The sequence below is a fragment of the Iningainema tapete BLCC-T55 genome, from assembly GCF_014698965.1.
GTDB lineage: Bacteria > Cyanobacteriota > Cyanobacteriia > Cyanobacteriales > Nostocaceae > Iningainema > Iningainema tapete.
Genome location: NZ_JACXAE010000061.1, coordinates 58,920 through 74,107 on the forward strand (window position 1 = coordinate 58,920; position 15,188 = coordinate 74,107).

The following is a 15,188-nucleotide window of genomic DNA, read 5'->3' on the forward strand; positions in this document are numbered from 1 at the left end:
GTCTCTACTTCATTTTGAAATCCTTAAGAAGAAAAGGCATCATTCCACCCACAAACAAACTAGACACAACCACAGGAAACCACAAAGGAAACCTCAGCACACCCAGTAACACCATCAACACCAAACCAACACCCCAACCAATAGCAGTTTGACGCCAAAAATATAAAGGATCGCGTAATAACTTACCCTTCAAAAACAACTTAGCAGAAAACCAACCCATCTCAAACATAAAACCCCCTAAAAACTCCTCAACCAACCCAACAAAAACAACCCCAAAACTATCCCAGGAACCACACCAGCAGGAGCAAACAACCCCCCCAGCATAGCTGAAAACTCATAACCAATATCCTTCCCAGCCAACAACATCCCCCCAACAGCACCACCAACCATAGACAAAACAGTTGCCATCAACAACCACACCAACCCCGTCAACAAATTAATATCACCAACCACCAAACTATTCACCAAATCACCCATCATTGTCATTTTCCTCCTCTTATCTTATTCCTTCGTGTCCTTTGCGTCTTTGCGGTTCAATTCCTCCAGTTCCCTCAACGCCTCACCCACAACCTGAGCCTGCCCCACCTCACCATACCGACTAAAAATATCCCAAGCCTCCTGATAAAAAACACATGCCTGCCGCCAATCCAAACCAGACAAAGCATTAGCCTTATTAGAAATCGTATTAGCATACTCCAAAGGAGTACTGTGAGCAGAACGAACCTTCAAAGCCTCATCATAAGCAGCAATAGCCTGCAAAATATTATCCACAGGATGCGCACTAGGTAAATACTGCAAAGCATTACCCAAATTATTTTGCAACATCGCATATTCCCTGGGATGCTCAATGAGCCGAATATGCTTCAACGCCTCTTCAAAAGTTTGCACCGCCAACCCCTGACGCAAATAATCTTGTTGAGAAGTCATAGGCATTGAAAGGTAAGCGATCGCAATATTATTTTGTAAAATAGCATATTCCTGGGGATATTTTTCCCAAGTAAACACCTTTAAAGCCTCTTGATAAGCCTTGATACTATCTCCTATACGTGCCAAATTAAATGGTACTAAAGATTGCAATACCAAACCTAAATTCATCTGCGCTTCCGCCACTTCTGCTGGCTTGGCAAATTGTTGTAAAATTGGTAGAGCCTCGGAATAAAGAGCAAGCGATCGCTGCAAAAATTCTGCTCCGACATCTGGAATTGTACGTAATACAGACGCCATCCCCGCTTTTGCCCTAGCTTTCAAGAAAAGATAATCTTCACCACATAATTGCTCCGCTTGTGCGTACAATTCAACTGCATTATGCAAATCTTGAGTTGTTTTTGGCTTTTTTTGAAAACCTAATGCCATCTCAATCAGCATTTCAATTTTTTCTGGTGTCGTTGCTGACTCTGATTTTATGGCGGCAATAGCTGCTTTTACTGCTGAATCTGTGATACTAGGAATCATAAAATAGTTGGGAAAACTTAATTTTTTTTCTAAAAAACATATATTTCTATAAGTAGAACGCCCCTTACACATACACTTACATAATATTTTTATTTTTCCAGAAAATCTGTTATTACATAACTTTTTTATTATGTTTTTATTTTAGTTTTATTTTGAAAAGTTAAATTAGAAAAAGGTGGGAGTTAAATAAAATAAAATTAATTAAACCTGCTGTCCTCTGTCTTATAACAAAAATGACTAACATACTCTGGCTTCAGGGTGGTGCCTGTTCTGGGAATACAATGTCTTTTCTCAATGCCGAAGAACCTACGGCTTGTGACTTAATTGCTGACTTTGGTATGAAGGTACTTTGGCATCCATCCTTGGGATTTGAATTAGGTGAAAATTTACAAGAAATACTCTGGGACTGTATTAAAGGTAAAATTCCTTTAGATATTTTAGTATTTGAAGGCACAGTTGTTAACGCTCCTAATGGTACAGGGGAATGGAATCGTTTTGCCGATCGCCCGATGAAAGACTGGTTGAGTGACTTAGCCAAAGTTGCTAGTTTTGTGGTTGCCGTGGGAGACTGCGCCACATGGGGAGGAATTCCCGCAATGGCACCCAACCCCAGCGAATCAACTGGATTGCAATTTCTCAAACGTACTGAAGGCGGTTTTTTAGGCAAAGATTTTCGCTCCCAATCAGGATTACCCGTGATTAATATTCCCGGATGCCCCGCCCATCCTGATTGGATTAGCCAAATATTAGTGGTGATCGCCACAGGTAGAATTGGTGATATCACCCTCGACGAACTGCATCGTCCTCAAACCTTCTTCAATACATATACTCAAACAGGTTGCACTCGCAACTCCCACTTCGCCTACAAAGCATCTACATCCGAATTCGGGCAACGTAAAGGATGTCTATTCTACGACTTAGGCTGTCGTGGTCCAATGACTCATTCATCCTGCAACCGGATACTGTGGAACCGCGTCTCTTCCAAAACCCGTGCCGGAATGCCTTGTCTAGGCTGCACCGAACCAGAATTTCCCTTCTACGATCTCCAACCAGGAACCGTCTTTAAAACGCAAACTGTAATGGGAGTTCCTAAAGAACTACCACCAGGAGTCAAAAAGAAAGACTATGCTGTCCTCACTATGGTAGCAAAAGACATCGCACCTGCTTGGGCAGACGAAGATATTTTTACAGTTTAGTTAACTGTTAACTGTTAACTGTTAACTGTCAACTGTCAACTGTTAACACAGGAGAGAGGAGAATGGGAGTTCAAACATTAGACATATCCCCCCTGGGGAGAGTAGAAGGCGACTTAGATGTTCGAGTGGAAATAGAAGATGGGTACGTAGTCAACGCTTGGACACATGCCGAACTTTTCCGAGGATTTGAAGTTATCCTGCGCGGCAAAGACCCCCAAGCAGGATTAATTGTTACACCTCGTATCTGCGGTATTTGCGGAGGTTCCCACCTGACTTGTGCATCTTGGGCATTAGATACAGCTTGGGAAACAGAAGTTCCCCGCAATGCCATCCTTGCCAGAAACATCGGTCAAATTGTCGAAACCATCCAAAGTATACCAAGAGCCTTCTACGGTTTATTTGCGATCGACTTAACTCACAAAAAGTACCGCAGTAGCCGCTTTTACGAAGAAGCTTGCAAACGTTTTGCCGCCTTCACTGGTACATCTTACGAACTCGGCGTCACCATTTCTGCCAAACCTGTAGAAATTTATGCCCTCTTAGGTGGACAATGGCCCCACTCTAGTTATATGGTTCCTGGTGGAGTGATGTGCGCTCCCACCTTAACAGACATTACCCGCGCTTGGGCAATTCTAGAATATTTCCGCACCAACTGGTTAGAACCTGTGTGGTTGGGTTGTTCTTTGGAACGCTATGAAGAAATCAAGACTTATGATGACTTCATGGCATGGCTAGATGAAGACATCAAGCATCGTGAATCTGACTTAGGTTTCTACTGGCGCATGGGTTTAGATATTGGTTTAGATAAATATGGTGCTGGTATAGGTAAATATGTCACTTGGGGATACATACCTCATGAAGACAAATACCAAAAACCAACGATCGCCGGACGAAATGCTGCTATGATTATGAAAAGTGGAGTGTATGACAGTTTCACTGACACTCACACTTTAATGGATCATACCTTTACCCGTGAGAATACAACTCACTCTTGGTATGACGAAGGAACAACAGACGTTCACCCCTTTGAACGCACAACTAAACCGATTCCGAATAACACCAAAGACTTCAACAGCGCCTATTCTTGGTCAAGTGCAGTGCGACACCAAGACTACGGACGCTTAGAAGCAGGTCCCCTAGCGCGTCAGTTGGTGGCTGGTGGGAAGCATGGTGAGTCTTGGCAACACTACGATGGGTTTATTTTAGATGCATTCAAGCAAATGGGTGGGGCAAGTATCCACTTACGCTCTTTAGCACGAGTTCACGAAATTGTCAAGTTATATCGCCAAGCTGAACGGTGCTTGCGTGAGTTTAAGCTCAATGACCCCTGGTATATCAAACCCAAAGAAAAAGATGGACGTGGTTGGGGTGCAACAGAAGCAGCACGCGGTTCTTTGTGTCACTGGGTAGAGTTAGAGGGTGGCAAGATTAAAAATTATCAAGTTATTGCCCCCACTACTTGGAATGTAGGACCTCGTGACGGCGAAGGAGTACGCGGTCCGATTGAGACAGCTTTAATCGGAACACCCATTGAAGATGCAAAAGATCCTGTGGAGGTTGGTCACGTAGCACGTTCTTTCGATTCTTGTCTAGTTTGCACCGTTCACGCCCATGATGCCAAAACCGGTGAGGAATTGGCGCGTTTTCGTACAGCGTAAGGGCGAACAGCCGTTCGCCCCTACTACAAAATTTACAAAGGTTTGCTTGTGTCTGAATCAACACTACATCAATATATCCCTCAACTTCCTGATGCAGCGCTGCAAGAATTTACACAATGGTGTGTCCTAGAGCAAGCAAAAGCAGCAGGATTCAAATTTACTCACGATCCAAGAACGTTAGAGAATCTTTCACCAGCCGATTATATTCCAAAACTGATCGGTCAATTTGTAGAAGCCACAAGAAACACTATAGAAGGTGGGATGGCAATTCTCGTCGCTGGACAGCAAGCTGATAAACATGCTTTACCAGGTTTAGGGATTGCGGTGGATTTTATTTCACTTTACGTATTGTATTTGGTTCCACAAGGTAAGCAAAAAACACTACCAACAGATGAGAAATTAGCTCAAGCTTCCCAGGAACAGTTCGATAAATTATGTGAAATTGGCAAGAAATATGGTGTAACTATGTAGTGCTGGCATGAAGTGCGATTCGCCCTTCAAACCCTATTGAACCCGTGTTCTCTCGTTCCCAGCCTGTGGATGGGAACGAAGAGCTTTTAGAGTCGTTGCTGCAGTATAGCTCGAAGTTCATTCTGCTCTTGGATAGAGCCAGCAAGCAAGATGCTAATTTTGCCAACTAGAATACAACCCCAGTTGACAAGCACAACACCAGTATTGCTTTGGGCATTAAACTCAATATCACTCAGATTTATTTGCTCAAGGGAGCGATATTTTGTGATAAAAGTTTCGCAACTCCAGCTTGGGATCTTAAGTTTCTTAGCAATACCTGTAGGATAGGATGCACCATTAAAGCGCGGATTGCACTCAATTGCTAGATAACGAGTTTTTGCTGCATCTTCAACAACCGCAACATCAAAAGCAAATACCTCCTTCATCCCTTGTTGCATCATCCACTTGGCTATTGGTTCAACAGTTTCCCAAGGTTGATGCTTACTAGGATAGCGATTACCAACATGAACGCAACCATTAAGGATCTGGGAAGTTACTGCAACACGTTGGAGTTCCGACGCTGTAACACGATATTGCAAATTTAAAAAACTAGAAGCGGCAATCTCTTCTTGAATTTGCAAAGGTACATGCTCCCAAAGCGTTTGCACAAAAGAACCTAGCTGCTGCTCGTTTTCACATCGACTAATACCAATACCATTAACAGAAAAGGCAAGTTTGAGATAACACGGATAAGGAAATTGAGTTAAGTCTTCAATAGCTCCCTTGTTTTCAAAACAAAACGTTTTCGGAACGCTAACTCCAAGCTCTTGTGCAAGCAGTATAAAATTGTTCTTGGAGTTCATCAATTTAACTACATTAAACCACTCAGGATCAATTCGATTAAACCAATCAGCCGCATAACTGTCTGGGCAGACACAATCACCAAAGTAGAAAACAGAAATATTGCAGTTTTTGTTAGCCAATACTCCCAGCGAGGCATCCCAGATAATATTTTGGCTGTAATTTAAACCGATACGTGAATAGTGAGAAGTAATTGCATCCCATTGTGACTTTAAATCCAGATGTAACTGGATCATGTCTTCTGGTTCAGTTAGACCTAGCGCCCTACTAGAATAAAGATGATGACCAAGTACAAGCTCATGGGTACAGGTCAGAATATCATGGTTGAAAATTGTCTGGCGAATCACTTTTAAATCTCCGTTAACAAAGCACAAAGATTTTCCTCTACACGCAGACTCTCAAACTACTGCTTTCTTGTGAAAGCAGTAGTCATATCTTATAGATATACTGTTTAAACATTAACACGAAGTAACAACTGAGTTAAGCATTTACTTTGGAACCGCTTATAAACATAACGCTCTTTATGTACTTAGTTTTTAATTTAACATTATATACTAGTCAAAGTAAAGACTTAAGTTAGTAGCGCAGTTGTAGTAAATAAATGCTAGTCTATATCTGCTCATAGGGTCGAGTTTAAATACCTTTTAGTTGTCTTGTACATATTAAGTTGATGAAGCTAGAGCGAAGTCCTGTTTACGAAACCCAACTTGGTGCTGCTTATCTAGGAGATACTTTGGAGCTAATAAAGTTGATTCCTGATGAAAGTGTTGATTTAATTTGTACTTCTCCACCATTTGCGCTTGTGCGTAAGAAAGATTATGGTAATGTCGATGCTGATGAATATATACAGTGGTTTTCAGCGTTTGCAACACATTTCTATCGTGTTCTCAAGCCTAAAGGTTCTCTTGTAATTGACATTGGCGGTAGCTGGATCAAAGGTAATCCTGTTCGCTCTCTTTACCATTTTGAACTTGTTGTTCATTTATGTAAACCTCAAAATAGGGGTGGATTAGGTTTTTACCTTGCGCAAGAACTTTACTGGTATAACCCAGCTAAGCTACCTACACCAGCCGAATGGGTGACAGTTCGTAGAGAACGAGTTAAGGATGCAGTTAACAATGTTTGGTGGCTGTCTAAAGATCCTCATCCAAAAGCTAACAATCGTAGAGTACTAAAACCTTATAGTGATGCAATGAAAAATTTACTTAAAAATGGCTATGATCCTAAATTAAGACCCTCCGGACATGATATATCAAATAAATTTCGTAACGATCGCGGCGGTGCAATACCTCCAAATATTATTGATGCCCACGAAGATTTGAATAGAGAAATTGGCGCTCCAGTTCGAGTAGAGCCAGAAGAAGTTGGCGATGAATCTATTCAACCTGTTAACGTCATTGCCGCTTCTAATACATCTTCAAATGACTATTATTTGAGAAGATGTAAACAGGAAGGGCTAAAACCTCATCCTGCGCGTTTTCCTCCATCTTTGCCCGAATTTGTCATCAACCTTTGTACTGAACCAGGAGATTTAGTTTTAGAACCCTTTGCTGGTTCTAACGTGACTGGGCGTGTTGCAGAGTCTTTACAAAGACACTGGCTAGCCTTTGAAATTGATCAAACTTATCTACAAAGCTCACAAATTAGATTTGAGCCTGATGCACCGCCACTTGTTTTTCCATTAGAATACAGTTATACTCAGCTTAACCCGCAGATAAATAAATTTTAAACAAAAAGAATTACCTCTATCAAAAGAGATATTTAACATATAAAATTTAGATTTACGGTTTTTTGAAAAAATATTTACAGTAGAGGCTTTTGACAGTACTCTGAGAAAACAGCTTCTTCCAAGAGGCGATCGCGATCGCCTCTTCTTAAAATAAAATTATTGTTAAAAATTACCCAGTTAAATGCTTAATTTGCTAACCTTTCAAAAAGGTTATTAACCGCATTTGTAAAGATTTCTTTTACACTTGACGATATACAACTAAATTTCACGGGTGAATTCGTCAAAGTCCTTTTGTATTGGAGCATTAATATGACTTTAGCAAGTCCTCCACAGACAAAGCCTTTAACAGAAGAAGAACTACGTAAAATGAACGCCTACTGGCGTGCAGCTAACTACCTTTCTGTTGGGCAAATCTATCTACAAGACAATCCACTGCTCTTAGAACCACTGAAGATAGAACACGTCAAACCCAGACTTTTAGGACACTGGGGAACAACTCCAGGTCTTAACTTTATCTACCTTCACCTCAACCGGGTGATTAAAAAGAATGACCTGGACATGATTTACATTGCAGGTCCCGGTCATGGAGGTCCTGGAATAGTCGCCAACACCTATTTAGAAGGGACCTACAGTGCCTACTACCCCAACATCTCCCAAGATGTTGAGGGGATGAAACACCTATTTAAACAGTTTTCTTTCCCAGGTGGTATACCTAGTCACGTAGCACCGGAAACTCCTGGTTCCATCCACGAAGGTGGTGAACTTGGTTATGCTGTATCTCACGCCTATGGTGCTGCTTTTGACAACCCTAATTTGATAGTTGCGTGCGTTGTCGGTGACGGAGAAGCGGAAACAGGACCTTTAGCTGCAAGCTGGCACTCAAACAAGTTTCTCAACCCCGTGTATGACGGTGCGGTACTCCCGATTTTACACCTCAACGGTTACAAAATTGCTAATCCAACAGTGTTGGCACGGTTGAGCCACAAGGAGTTGGAAAGCTTATTTATCGGTTATGGCTACAAGCCTTACTTTGTAGAAGGTTCTGAACCGGAAACTGTGCATCAGCTAATGGCGGCAACTTTGGATACTGTGATTCACGAAATCAAAGAAATTCAAGAAGATGCCCGCACTAATGGTTTCAGCGAACGTCCCCAATGGCCGATGATTATCCTGAGAACCCCTAAAGGTTGGACAGGACCAAAAGAAGTTGATGGTAAAAAGACAGAAGATTTCTGGCGATCGCACCAAGTTCCCTTTGGCGAACTAGCAGGCAAACCAGAACACCTGACACTTCTAGAACAGTGGATGAAGAGTTACAAGCCCGAAGAACTCTTCGACGAAAACGGCAAGCTGATTCCAGAATTAGCAGAACTAGCACCCATTGGTCAACGACGCATGGGTGACAATCCCCACGCCAACGGCGGCGTATTGTTGCATGGTTTGAAACTGCCCAACTTCGAGAATTACGCAGTCGATGTTACAGAAGTTGGCAGAACTGTTGCTGAAGCCACCAAAGTAACGGCGAAATACCTGCGGGATGTGATGAAACTTAACACACAAAGCCGCAACTTTCGCATCTTCGGTCCCGACGAAACCCAATCAAACCGCTTGGACGCTGTATTCGATGTCACAGACCGGACTTGGGTAGCCGAAAAAGTTTCTGACGACGAACACCTGTCTGCCGACGGTCGGGTGATGGAAATCCTCAGTGAACATACTTGCCAAGGATGGTTAGAAGGATACCTCCTGTCAGGTCGTCACGGATTTTTCTCTTGCTACGAGGCATTTATCCACATTATAGACTCAATGTTCAACCAGCACGCCAAGTGGCTGAAAACTACCCGGCACATCACCTGGCGTAGACCCATCGCTTCCCTCAACTACCTGCTTACCTCCCACGTTTGGCGACAAGACCATAACGGCTTCTCCCACCAAGATCCAGGTTTTATCGATCATGTAGTCAACAAGAAATCAGAAGTAATTCGGGTATATCTGCCACCTGATGCCAATTGCTTGCTATCGGTGACCGACCATTGTTTGCGCAGCCGTCAATATGTCAATGTCATTATAGCCGGTAAGCAACCTGCGTTGCAATATCTTAACATGGACGCTGCAATTAAACACTGTACCAAAGGCATTGGTATTTGGGATTGGGCAAGTAATGACCAAGGTGCAGAACCGGATGTAGTCATGGCTTGTGCTGGGGACATTCCCACATTAGAAGCCTTAGCTGCTGTAGATATTCTCCGGCAGAACTTCTCAGATTTGAAAGTGCGCTTCGTTAATGTGGTAGACTTGATGGCACTTCAACCACAAAGTGAGCATCCCCACGGACTCAGCGATAAAGACTTTGACAGTATTTTCACCACCGACAAGCCGATTATCTTTGCCTTTCATGGCTATCCCTGGTTGATTCATCGCCTCACCTACCGCCGTACCAACCACAATAACATTCATGTGCGCGGTTACAAGGAAGAGGGAACAACCACTACACCATTTGATATGGTAGTTCTCAACGACTTAGACCGCTTTAACTTAGCAGATGACGTAATTGATAGAGTACCCAAACTTGGTTACAAAGCAGCTCATGTTAAGCAAATGCTACATGATAAGCTAATTGAACACAGACGCTACGTTAACCAGTACGGCGAAGATATGCCGGAAATTCGCGAGTGGAAGTGGCCTTATTAACATCGTAGAGACGTTCCATGGAACGTCTCTACAAATTAAACCTTAAAAGATGACTAATCTTATCCGCTTTTGCTTGAATCTACTGTCAAAATCGGGTCAAGAAGATATTTGTAAATTGCTAACTGTTAACTGTTAACTGTCAACTATTAACTGTTAACTGTTAACAATTTGCATTCTTTAATGTCGTCATTTTCCATAAGAGGTTCCATCTTGACTTCATTGCTAAAAGTTGGCATCAACGGATTTGGTAGGATCGGGCGACTTGTACTTCGGGCTGGAATCAACAACCCTAATATCGAGTTTGTTGGCATTAACGATCTAGTACCACCAGATAACCTTGCTTATTTATTCAAGTACGACTCAACCCACGGAACTTTTAAAGGCAAGGTTGAAGCTAAAGATGATGGTATTGTTATTGATGGACACTTGATTCCTTGCGTTTCAATTCGGAATCCTGCTGAGTTGCCTTGGGGTAAATTAGGTACAGATTACGTAGTTGAATCTACGGGTCTGTTTACTAATTATGAAGGCGCGGCAAACCACTTGCAAGCTGGCGCAAAGCGAGTTATAATTTCTGCTCCCACCAAAGACCCAGATAAAGTTCCTACTCTACTGATGGGTGTCAATCATCACTTGTTTGACCCAGCAACAAATTCTGTCGTCTCCAATGCCAGTTGTACCACAAACTGTCTGGCTCCCATAGCTAAGGTAATCAACGACAACTTTGGGTTGACTGAAGGGTTGATGACTACAGTTCACGCTATGACTGCTACTCAGCCTACCGTAGATGGTCCTAGCAAGAAAGACTGGCGGGGCGGACGCGGTGCAGCGCAAAATATTATACCCTCTTCTACAGGGGCGGCAAAAGCTGTGGCGCTGGTATTGCCAGAGTTGAAAGGCAAGTTGACTGGTATGGCATTCCGGGTTCCTACTGCTGATGTGTCAGTAGTAGATTTAACTTTTAAGACTGCAAAAGCTACTAGTTACAAAGAAATCTGTGCTGCTATGAAGGAGGCTGCTTTTGGTGAGCTAGTAGGTATTTTGGGATATACGGAAGATGAGGTGGTTTCCACTGATTTTCAAGGCGCGAGCCACTCCAGTATCTTTGACGCAGGTGCTGGAATTGAATTAAACTCAAACTTTTTCAAAATTGTGGCATGGTATGATAATGAGTGGGGCTACTCGAATCGTGTAGTTGACCTGATGTTGTCAATGGCACAAAAAGAAGGTTTGTTGAAGGAAGCAGCGACCGCAGCGGCTTAATTAGGGTTCTCTTATGCAGAAACCGGGTTTTCTCTCGTTACCAGGTGCCAGGTAACGCAGTCGATGAGGCTCTGCCTCCCACCGTTGAGTGGAGGCAGAGCCTCCTGAATGCATTCCCATGCTGAGCATGGGAACGAGATACAGGGACGAGGTACAGGGGGGAATTTATGAAGATACTAGTACTAAATGCTGGATCTAGTAGTCAAAAGAGTTGTCTTTATGAGATAACAGGTGACGTATCTAAAGAACCAACTCATCCCCTTTGGGAGGCGAAAGTAGACTGGACGCATCGTCAAGGTATGGCACAGATTGAGGTGAAAACAGCTAATTGTGAACTACTTGAAGAAATTCCGGTAGATTCCCGACAGCAAATTATGGCTCATGTGCTAGATACATTGTGGCAAGGTTCCCAAAAGGTGATTAGTCAGCCGTCAGAAATTGATGTGGTGGGACATCGGGTGGTGCATGGTGGAGAAAAGTACCATGAGAGTGTGGTAATCACTGAAGAGGTGAAAAATGCGATCGCCGATCTTGCTACCCTTGCTCCCGAACACAATCCAGTTAATTTGGAAGGCATAGAAGCAATTGAGGAACACTTGGGAGCAGTCACCCAAGTTGCTGTTTTTGATACCGCCTTTCATGCACGTATGCCTGATGCAGCAGCAATCTATCCCGGTCCCTACGAGTGGGTAGACCAAGGTATCCGACGCTACGGGTTTCATGGGATCAGTCATCAGTACTGCGCTGGGCGTGCTGCGCAAATCCTTGGTAAAGATTTAGCATCTCTACGTTTAATTAATTGTCATCTCGGTAACGGCTGTTCTTTAGCAGCGATTCAAAATGGTCGTAGCATTGACACTACTATGGGATTCACTCCTTTAGATGGACTGATGATGGGTAGTCGTTCTGGTGCTGTTGACCCCAGTATTCTCATTCACCTTTTGCGGCAATCCGATTATACAGCAGACAAGCTCAACAATGTTCTCAATCGCGCTTCCGGTTTGCGAGGAATTTCTGGTATATCTAATGATATGCGTGAGGTAAAGCGTGCAATGAGCGAGGGTAACTCCCGCGCTCAACTGGCATGGGATATGTTTATTCATCGTTTGCGATTTTACATTGGTGCAATGATACCCAGTTTGGGGGGATTAGATGCTTTAGTATTTACCGCAGGTATAGGAGAAAACGATCTTGATGTTCGTGCCGCAGCATGTGAAGCTTTTGCATTTTTGGGACTGAAAATTGATCCCGAAAAAAATCGGCACAAACCTGTTGATATAGATATAGCTACCCCTGACTCTACAGTAAGGGTACTGGTAATTCATACGCAAGAAGATTGGGCGATCGCTCTTGAATGTTGGCGACTCCATTGATGGATATTTTGCACCACATAGCATATACTCAGCGTAAAATCTTTTATTCCCAACCATGAAAATCACCAATCAGATTCTACTAGCCTGTCCCGCATTGATGTTGATGGTATCCTTAGCCAATCCAGCATTAGCATCTGAGGGGACTACACCTGCTACATCAACTGAAGCGGAAACTGCACAACCACGCCAACTAACACCGAAGACTGAAAAGCCAAACCCAATTAAAGAGCAAATGGGTTGCAATTGTGGTAATTGTGTTCAAGCGAGAATGCAATTACAAGGCAAACTGCCACCAAGAACGAAAATTATAACATAAAAGCACGCAAATCAACATTCTTTAGCGCTCTTCTTCGCGTCTTTGCGCCTTAGCGTGAGGCAAAAAAGATCTATTTATCTAAAAATAGCTGTAAAGTGGGACTTCTGGGCAGGTTAAATTGAATATGCATAACGAAACAAAATTATGTTTCCCCAATCCCACTCCCGCTCTCACCATGATCTTCTCCGGCAGCTTGCTACTCTAGCGGCAATTGTCGGTGCTTTTGTTGTCAACGTTCTGTCCAACATCTTTCCGTTCAATGGATTGAGTATCGGTGAAATATCTAACAGTGTATTTAAGAACGTCCTCATTACTCCTGCCAACTATGCCTTTGCAATTTGGGGATTGATTTACCTTGGTTTATTCGCTTTCGGAATTTACCAAGTTTTACCCTCTCACAGACACGATTCTGATTTACGCAAAATAGGATACTTTATAGTTCTTGCTTGTTTAGCGCAAATTATCTGGGTTTACCTATTCCTAGCTCGGCTTTTTTTACTTTCTGTTTTGGCAATGCTAGGAATTCTGCTACCTTTGATTGCTGTGTATTTGCGGTTGGGGATTGGCATCAACCCTGTAACCCGGAGCAAAAAATGGTGCGTTCACATTCCCATCAGCATCTATCTTGGTTGGATTGCTGTTGCAACTGTGGTAAATGTGGCATGTGCTTTGTATTTTCTAGGTTGGTATGGTTGGGGAATTTCTGCTGAAGTATGGACTGTAATTATGTCACTGGTGGCAACTGCAATTGCTATGCTGATTATCTTCCAGTATAATGATATAGCTTACACTGGCGTTACTATTTGGGCAATACTGGCGATCGCCATTAAAAATTGGCAAAATCCTGCTATCAAAATAGTCACACTGGCTGCAGCAATAGCACTTATGCTCGTCATCTTGATGAGAAGTTTGCTTACTCATAACTTACGTAGTTAAATTGTAATTTAAGCACCTACAGATTATGCTCTGTATCGACCAAGCTACCCAGCACCAAGCAATTACTACAATCCTATCAGCCCCACTAAGTAGTCGGACAAAATTAAATTCATTCGAGAAGACAGGAATCAACAGACAAAAGTTAACACTAAGGGGACTTATAAATAAAAAAGTATACAATTACGAATTGTGGAAGCAGGCAGGGATGCCTGCTTTGAGCTTATTTGATTTATTTGTAGTTTATTTAATCTTTAAAAATTCAAGAATATAATGAATTTTCTGTAAAGTTTATGAATGTTTCTAGGTTGAGTTGGATCGTATACTGTAATGTGAGACTGTTATGAATTCGCCAAATTTTGTGTCATCAAAATTAGATACAAAAGCCAATACATTCATTAGGAATGTCATAGGGCATGACTAACTGGATAAGTTTTGGCTCTCATAAGGTTGTTGTAAAAGTCTTACAAAAGATTCAAAAGTTCTAGGGATAGAAAACTCGAAAGCCTTGATAATCGAAGGTAATAAGAGTTGTAGGTCAATCTAAAGACAAGAGAACCCAAGTCTTTTGAGCAACCTCGTTTAATCAATCAGAGCTAACACGCTGATATGAATGTTCTTGATCATCGCAAGCTTGATAAAGCGCAGGATTATCAAGAGTGAAAAATTGCCTGCACGAAAAGTAGGAAAAGCCGTTTTTGATCAAATTTAGAAGGTGACATAATTATGACAACAACAAAAAACTCTTCACCGATTGTCAGCTTAAGTAATGCTACCTTTACGATTGTTGACTCTTCGTATGGGCGTGACAGTTTTAGTACACAGACAAATACGAGTGAACTAGTTTCCTTTGAATTAAAAGATGTTTTGATTCCGGCACAGTCAGCTGTAGCCAACGTCAGTGTGAACTTAGACTACAAAGCCGGAGTAGACAATACTCAGTTCCGCAATATCTTACCAGTAGCTGAGTTTGTTGAAGATAGCCTGACGAATTCTCGAAATCCGAATGACTTCTATGAAGTCATCAACAAAAATGTCACCACGTCGCTGCTGAATAATCCCAGCTTTGATTTCACATCAGTTCTGGACTTTGCATCCATCACACTGGATGTAGCACCAAATTCAAACATTCCTTTCGCATTTAGCAACACGACTACACTCAGTGCTGATGGCACAACAGACACATTAGTTTCCTTTGAATTAAAAGATGTTTTGATTCCGGCACAGTCAGCTGTAGCCAACGTCAGTGTGAACTTAGACTACAAA

14 protein-coding genes are annotated in these 15,188 nt (G+C 42.4%); 10 read left to right on the plus strand and 4 right to left on the minus strand.

Annotated elements, in window-relative coordinates; translation table 11 throughout:
- Positions 1–4: 4 nt before the first annotated feature.
- From ICL16_RS18005 to ICL16_RS18015, 3 genes are read right to left on the minus strand one after another with little or no spacing between them, the layout of a single operon-like run.
- Positions 5–229 carry a hypothetical protein gene (locus ICL16_RS18005; RefSeq protein ID WP_190830253.1) on the minus strand — a complete coding sequence of 75 codons (225 nt, stop codon included), beginning with the start codon at positions 227–229 and terminating at the stop codon, positions 5–7.
- Between the two features lie 8 nt (positions 230–237).
- Positions 238–477: an asr0689 family protein gene (locus tag ICL16_RS18010; protein ID WP_190830377.1), complete on the minus strand. Its 240-nt coding sequence runs from the start codon at positions 475–477 to the stop codon at positions 238–240.
- Between the two features lie 24 nt (positions 478–501).
- Complete coding sequence (locus ICL16_RS18015) at positions 502–1,452, minus strand: hypothetical protein (protein ID WP_190830255.1); 951 nt, start codon at positions 1,450–1,452, stop codon at positions 502–504.
- 233 nt (positions 1,453–1,685) lie between these two features.
- Here ICL16_RS18015 and ICL16_RS18020 point away from each other — a divergent pair, with 233 nt between their 5' ends.
- The 3 genes from ICL16_RS18020 (at position 1,686) to ICL16_RS18030 (ending at position 4,777) form a co-directional block, all read left to right on the plus strand.
- On the plus strand, positions 1,686–2,648 hold the full coding sequence (locus ICL16_RS18020; protein WP_190830257.1) for a hydrogenase small subunit: 963 nt from the start codon (positions 1,686–1,688) through the stop codon (positions 2,646–2,648).
- A 62-nt stretch (positions 2,649–2,710) separates the two neighbouring features.
- Positions 2,711–4,306, plus strand: coding sequence for a nickel-dependent hydrogenase large subunit (locus tag ICL16_RS18025; protein ID WP_190830259.1), 1,596 nt, complete (start codon positions 2,711–2,713; stop codon positions 4,304–4,306).
- A gap of 48 nt (positions 4,307–4,354) precedes the next feature.
- Positions 4,355–4,777, plus strand: coding sequence for a hypothetical protein (locus ICL16_RS18030; protein ID WP_190830261.1), 423 nt, complete (start codon positions 4,355–4,357; stop codon positions 4,775–4,777).
- An 86-nt stretch (positions 4,778–4,863) separates the two neighbouring features.
- Here ICL16_RS18030 and ICL16_RS18035 read toward each other — a convergent pair whose 3' ends face one another.
- Complete coding sequence (locus ICL16_RS18035; protein ID WP_202895599.1) at positions 4,864–5,964, minus strand: ATP-grasp domain-containing protein; 1,101 nt, start codon at positions 5,962–5,964, stop codon at positions 4,864–4,866.
- Between the two features lie 323 nt (positions 5,965–6,287).
- On the opposite strand from ICL16_RS18035, the gene ICL16_RS18040 reads away from it, so the two are divergent.
- The 7 genes from ICL16_RS18040 to ICL16_RS18070 form a co-directional block, all read left to right on the plus strand.
- On the plus strand, positions 6,288–7,346 hold the full coding sequence (locus tag ICL16_RS18040; RefSeq protein ID WP_190830262.1) for a DNA-methyltransferase: 1,059 nt from the start codon (positions 6,288–6,290) through the stop codon (positions 7,344–7,346).
- A 309-nt stretch (positions 7,347–7,655) separates the two neighbouring features.
- Positions 7,656–10,037, plus strand: coding sequence for a phosphoketolase family protein (locus ICL16_RS18045; RefSeq protein WP_190830264.1), 2,382 nt, complete (start codon positions 7,656–7,658; stop codon positions 10,035–10,037).
- A 219-nt stretch (positions 10,038–10,256) separates the two neighbouring features.
- A complete protein-coding gene (gene gap, locus ICL16_RS18050) occupies positions 10,257–11,300 on the plus strand; it encodes a type I glyceraldehyde-3-phosphate dehydrogenase (protein ID WP_475579368.1) in 1,044 nt (347 codons plus the stop codon).
- Between the two features lie 167 nt (positions 11,301–11,467).
- Positions 11,468–12,673, plus strand: coding sequence for an acetate kinase (locus ICL16_RS18055; RefSeq protein WP_190830268.1), 1,206 nt, complete (start codon positions 11,468–11,470; stop codon positions 12,671–12,673).
- A gap of 55 nt (positions 12,674–12,728) precedes the next feature.
- On the plus strand, positions 12,729–12,989 hold the full coding sequence (locus ICL16_RS18060) for a hypothetical protein (RefSeq protein WP_190830270.1): 261 nt from the start codon (positions 12,729–12,731) through the stop codon (positions 12,987–12,989).
- Positions 12,990–13,133: 144 nt separating this feature from the next.
- Complete coding sequence (locus tag ICL16_RS18065; protein WP_190830272.1) at positions 13,134–13,925, plus strand: tryptophan-rich sensory protein; 792 nt, start codon at positions 13,134–13,136, stop codon at positions 13,923–13,925.
- A gap of 723 nt (positions 13,926–14,648) precedes the next feature.
- Positions 14,649–15,188 (plus strand): hypothetical protein (locus ICL16_RS18070; RefSeq protein ID WP_202895600.1); only part of this gene is annotated, 540 nt, incomplete at its 3' end.

Bases quoted from the DNA above. Each gene is read 5' to 3' on its own strand.
- ICL16_RS18005 (WP_190830253.1), bottom strand. From the start codon at position 229: ATGTTTGAGATGGGTTGGTTTTCTGCTAAGTTGTTTTTGAAGGGTAAG.
- ICL16_RS18025 (WP_190830259.1), top strand. From the start codon at position 2,711: ATGGGAGTTCAAACATTAGACATATCCCCCCTGGGGAGAGTAGAAGGC.
- ICL16_RS18040 (WP_190830262.1), top strand. From the start codon at position 6,288: ATGAAGCTAGAGCGAAGTCCTGTTTACGAAACCCAACTTGGTGCTGCT.
- ICL16_RS18020 (WP_190830257.1), top strand. From the start codon at position 1,686: ATGACTAACATACTCTGGCTTCAGGGTGGTGCCTGTTCTGGGAATACA.
- ICL16_RS18010 (WP_190830377.1), bottom strand. From the start codon at position 477: ATGGGTGATTTGGTGAATAGTTTGGTGGTTGGTGATATTAATTTGTTG.
- ICL16_RS18045 (WP_190830264.1), top strand. From the start codon at position 7,656: ATGACTTTAGCAAGTCCTCCACAGACAAAGCCTTTAACAGAAGAAGAA.
- ICL16_RS18055 (WP_190830268.1), top strand. From the start codon at position 11,468: ATGAAGATACTAGTACTAAATGCTGGATCTAGTAGTCAAAAGAGTTGT.
- ICL16_RS18015 (WP_190830255.1), bottom strand. From the start codon at position 1,452: ATGATTCCTAGTATCACAGATTCAGCAGTAAAAGCAGCTATTGCCGCC.
- ICL16_RS18060 (WP_190830270.1), top strand. From the start codon at position 12,729: ATGAAAATCACCAATCAGATTCTACTAGCCTGTCCCGCATTGATGTTG.
- ICL16_RS18065 (WP_190830272.1), top strand. From the start codon at position 13,134: ATGTTTCCCCAATCCCACTCCCGCTCTCACCATGATCTTCTCCGGCAG.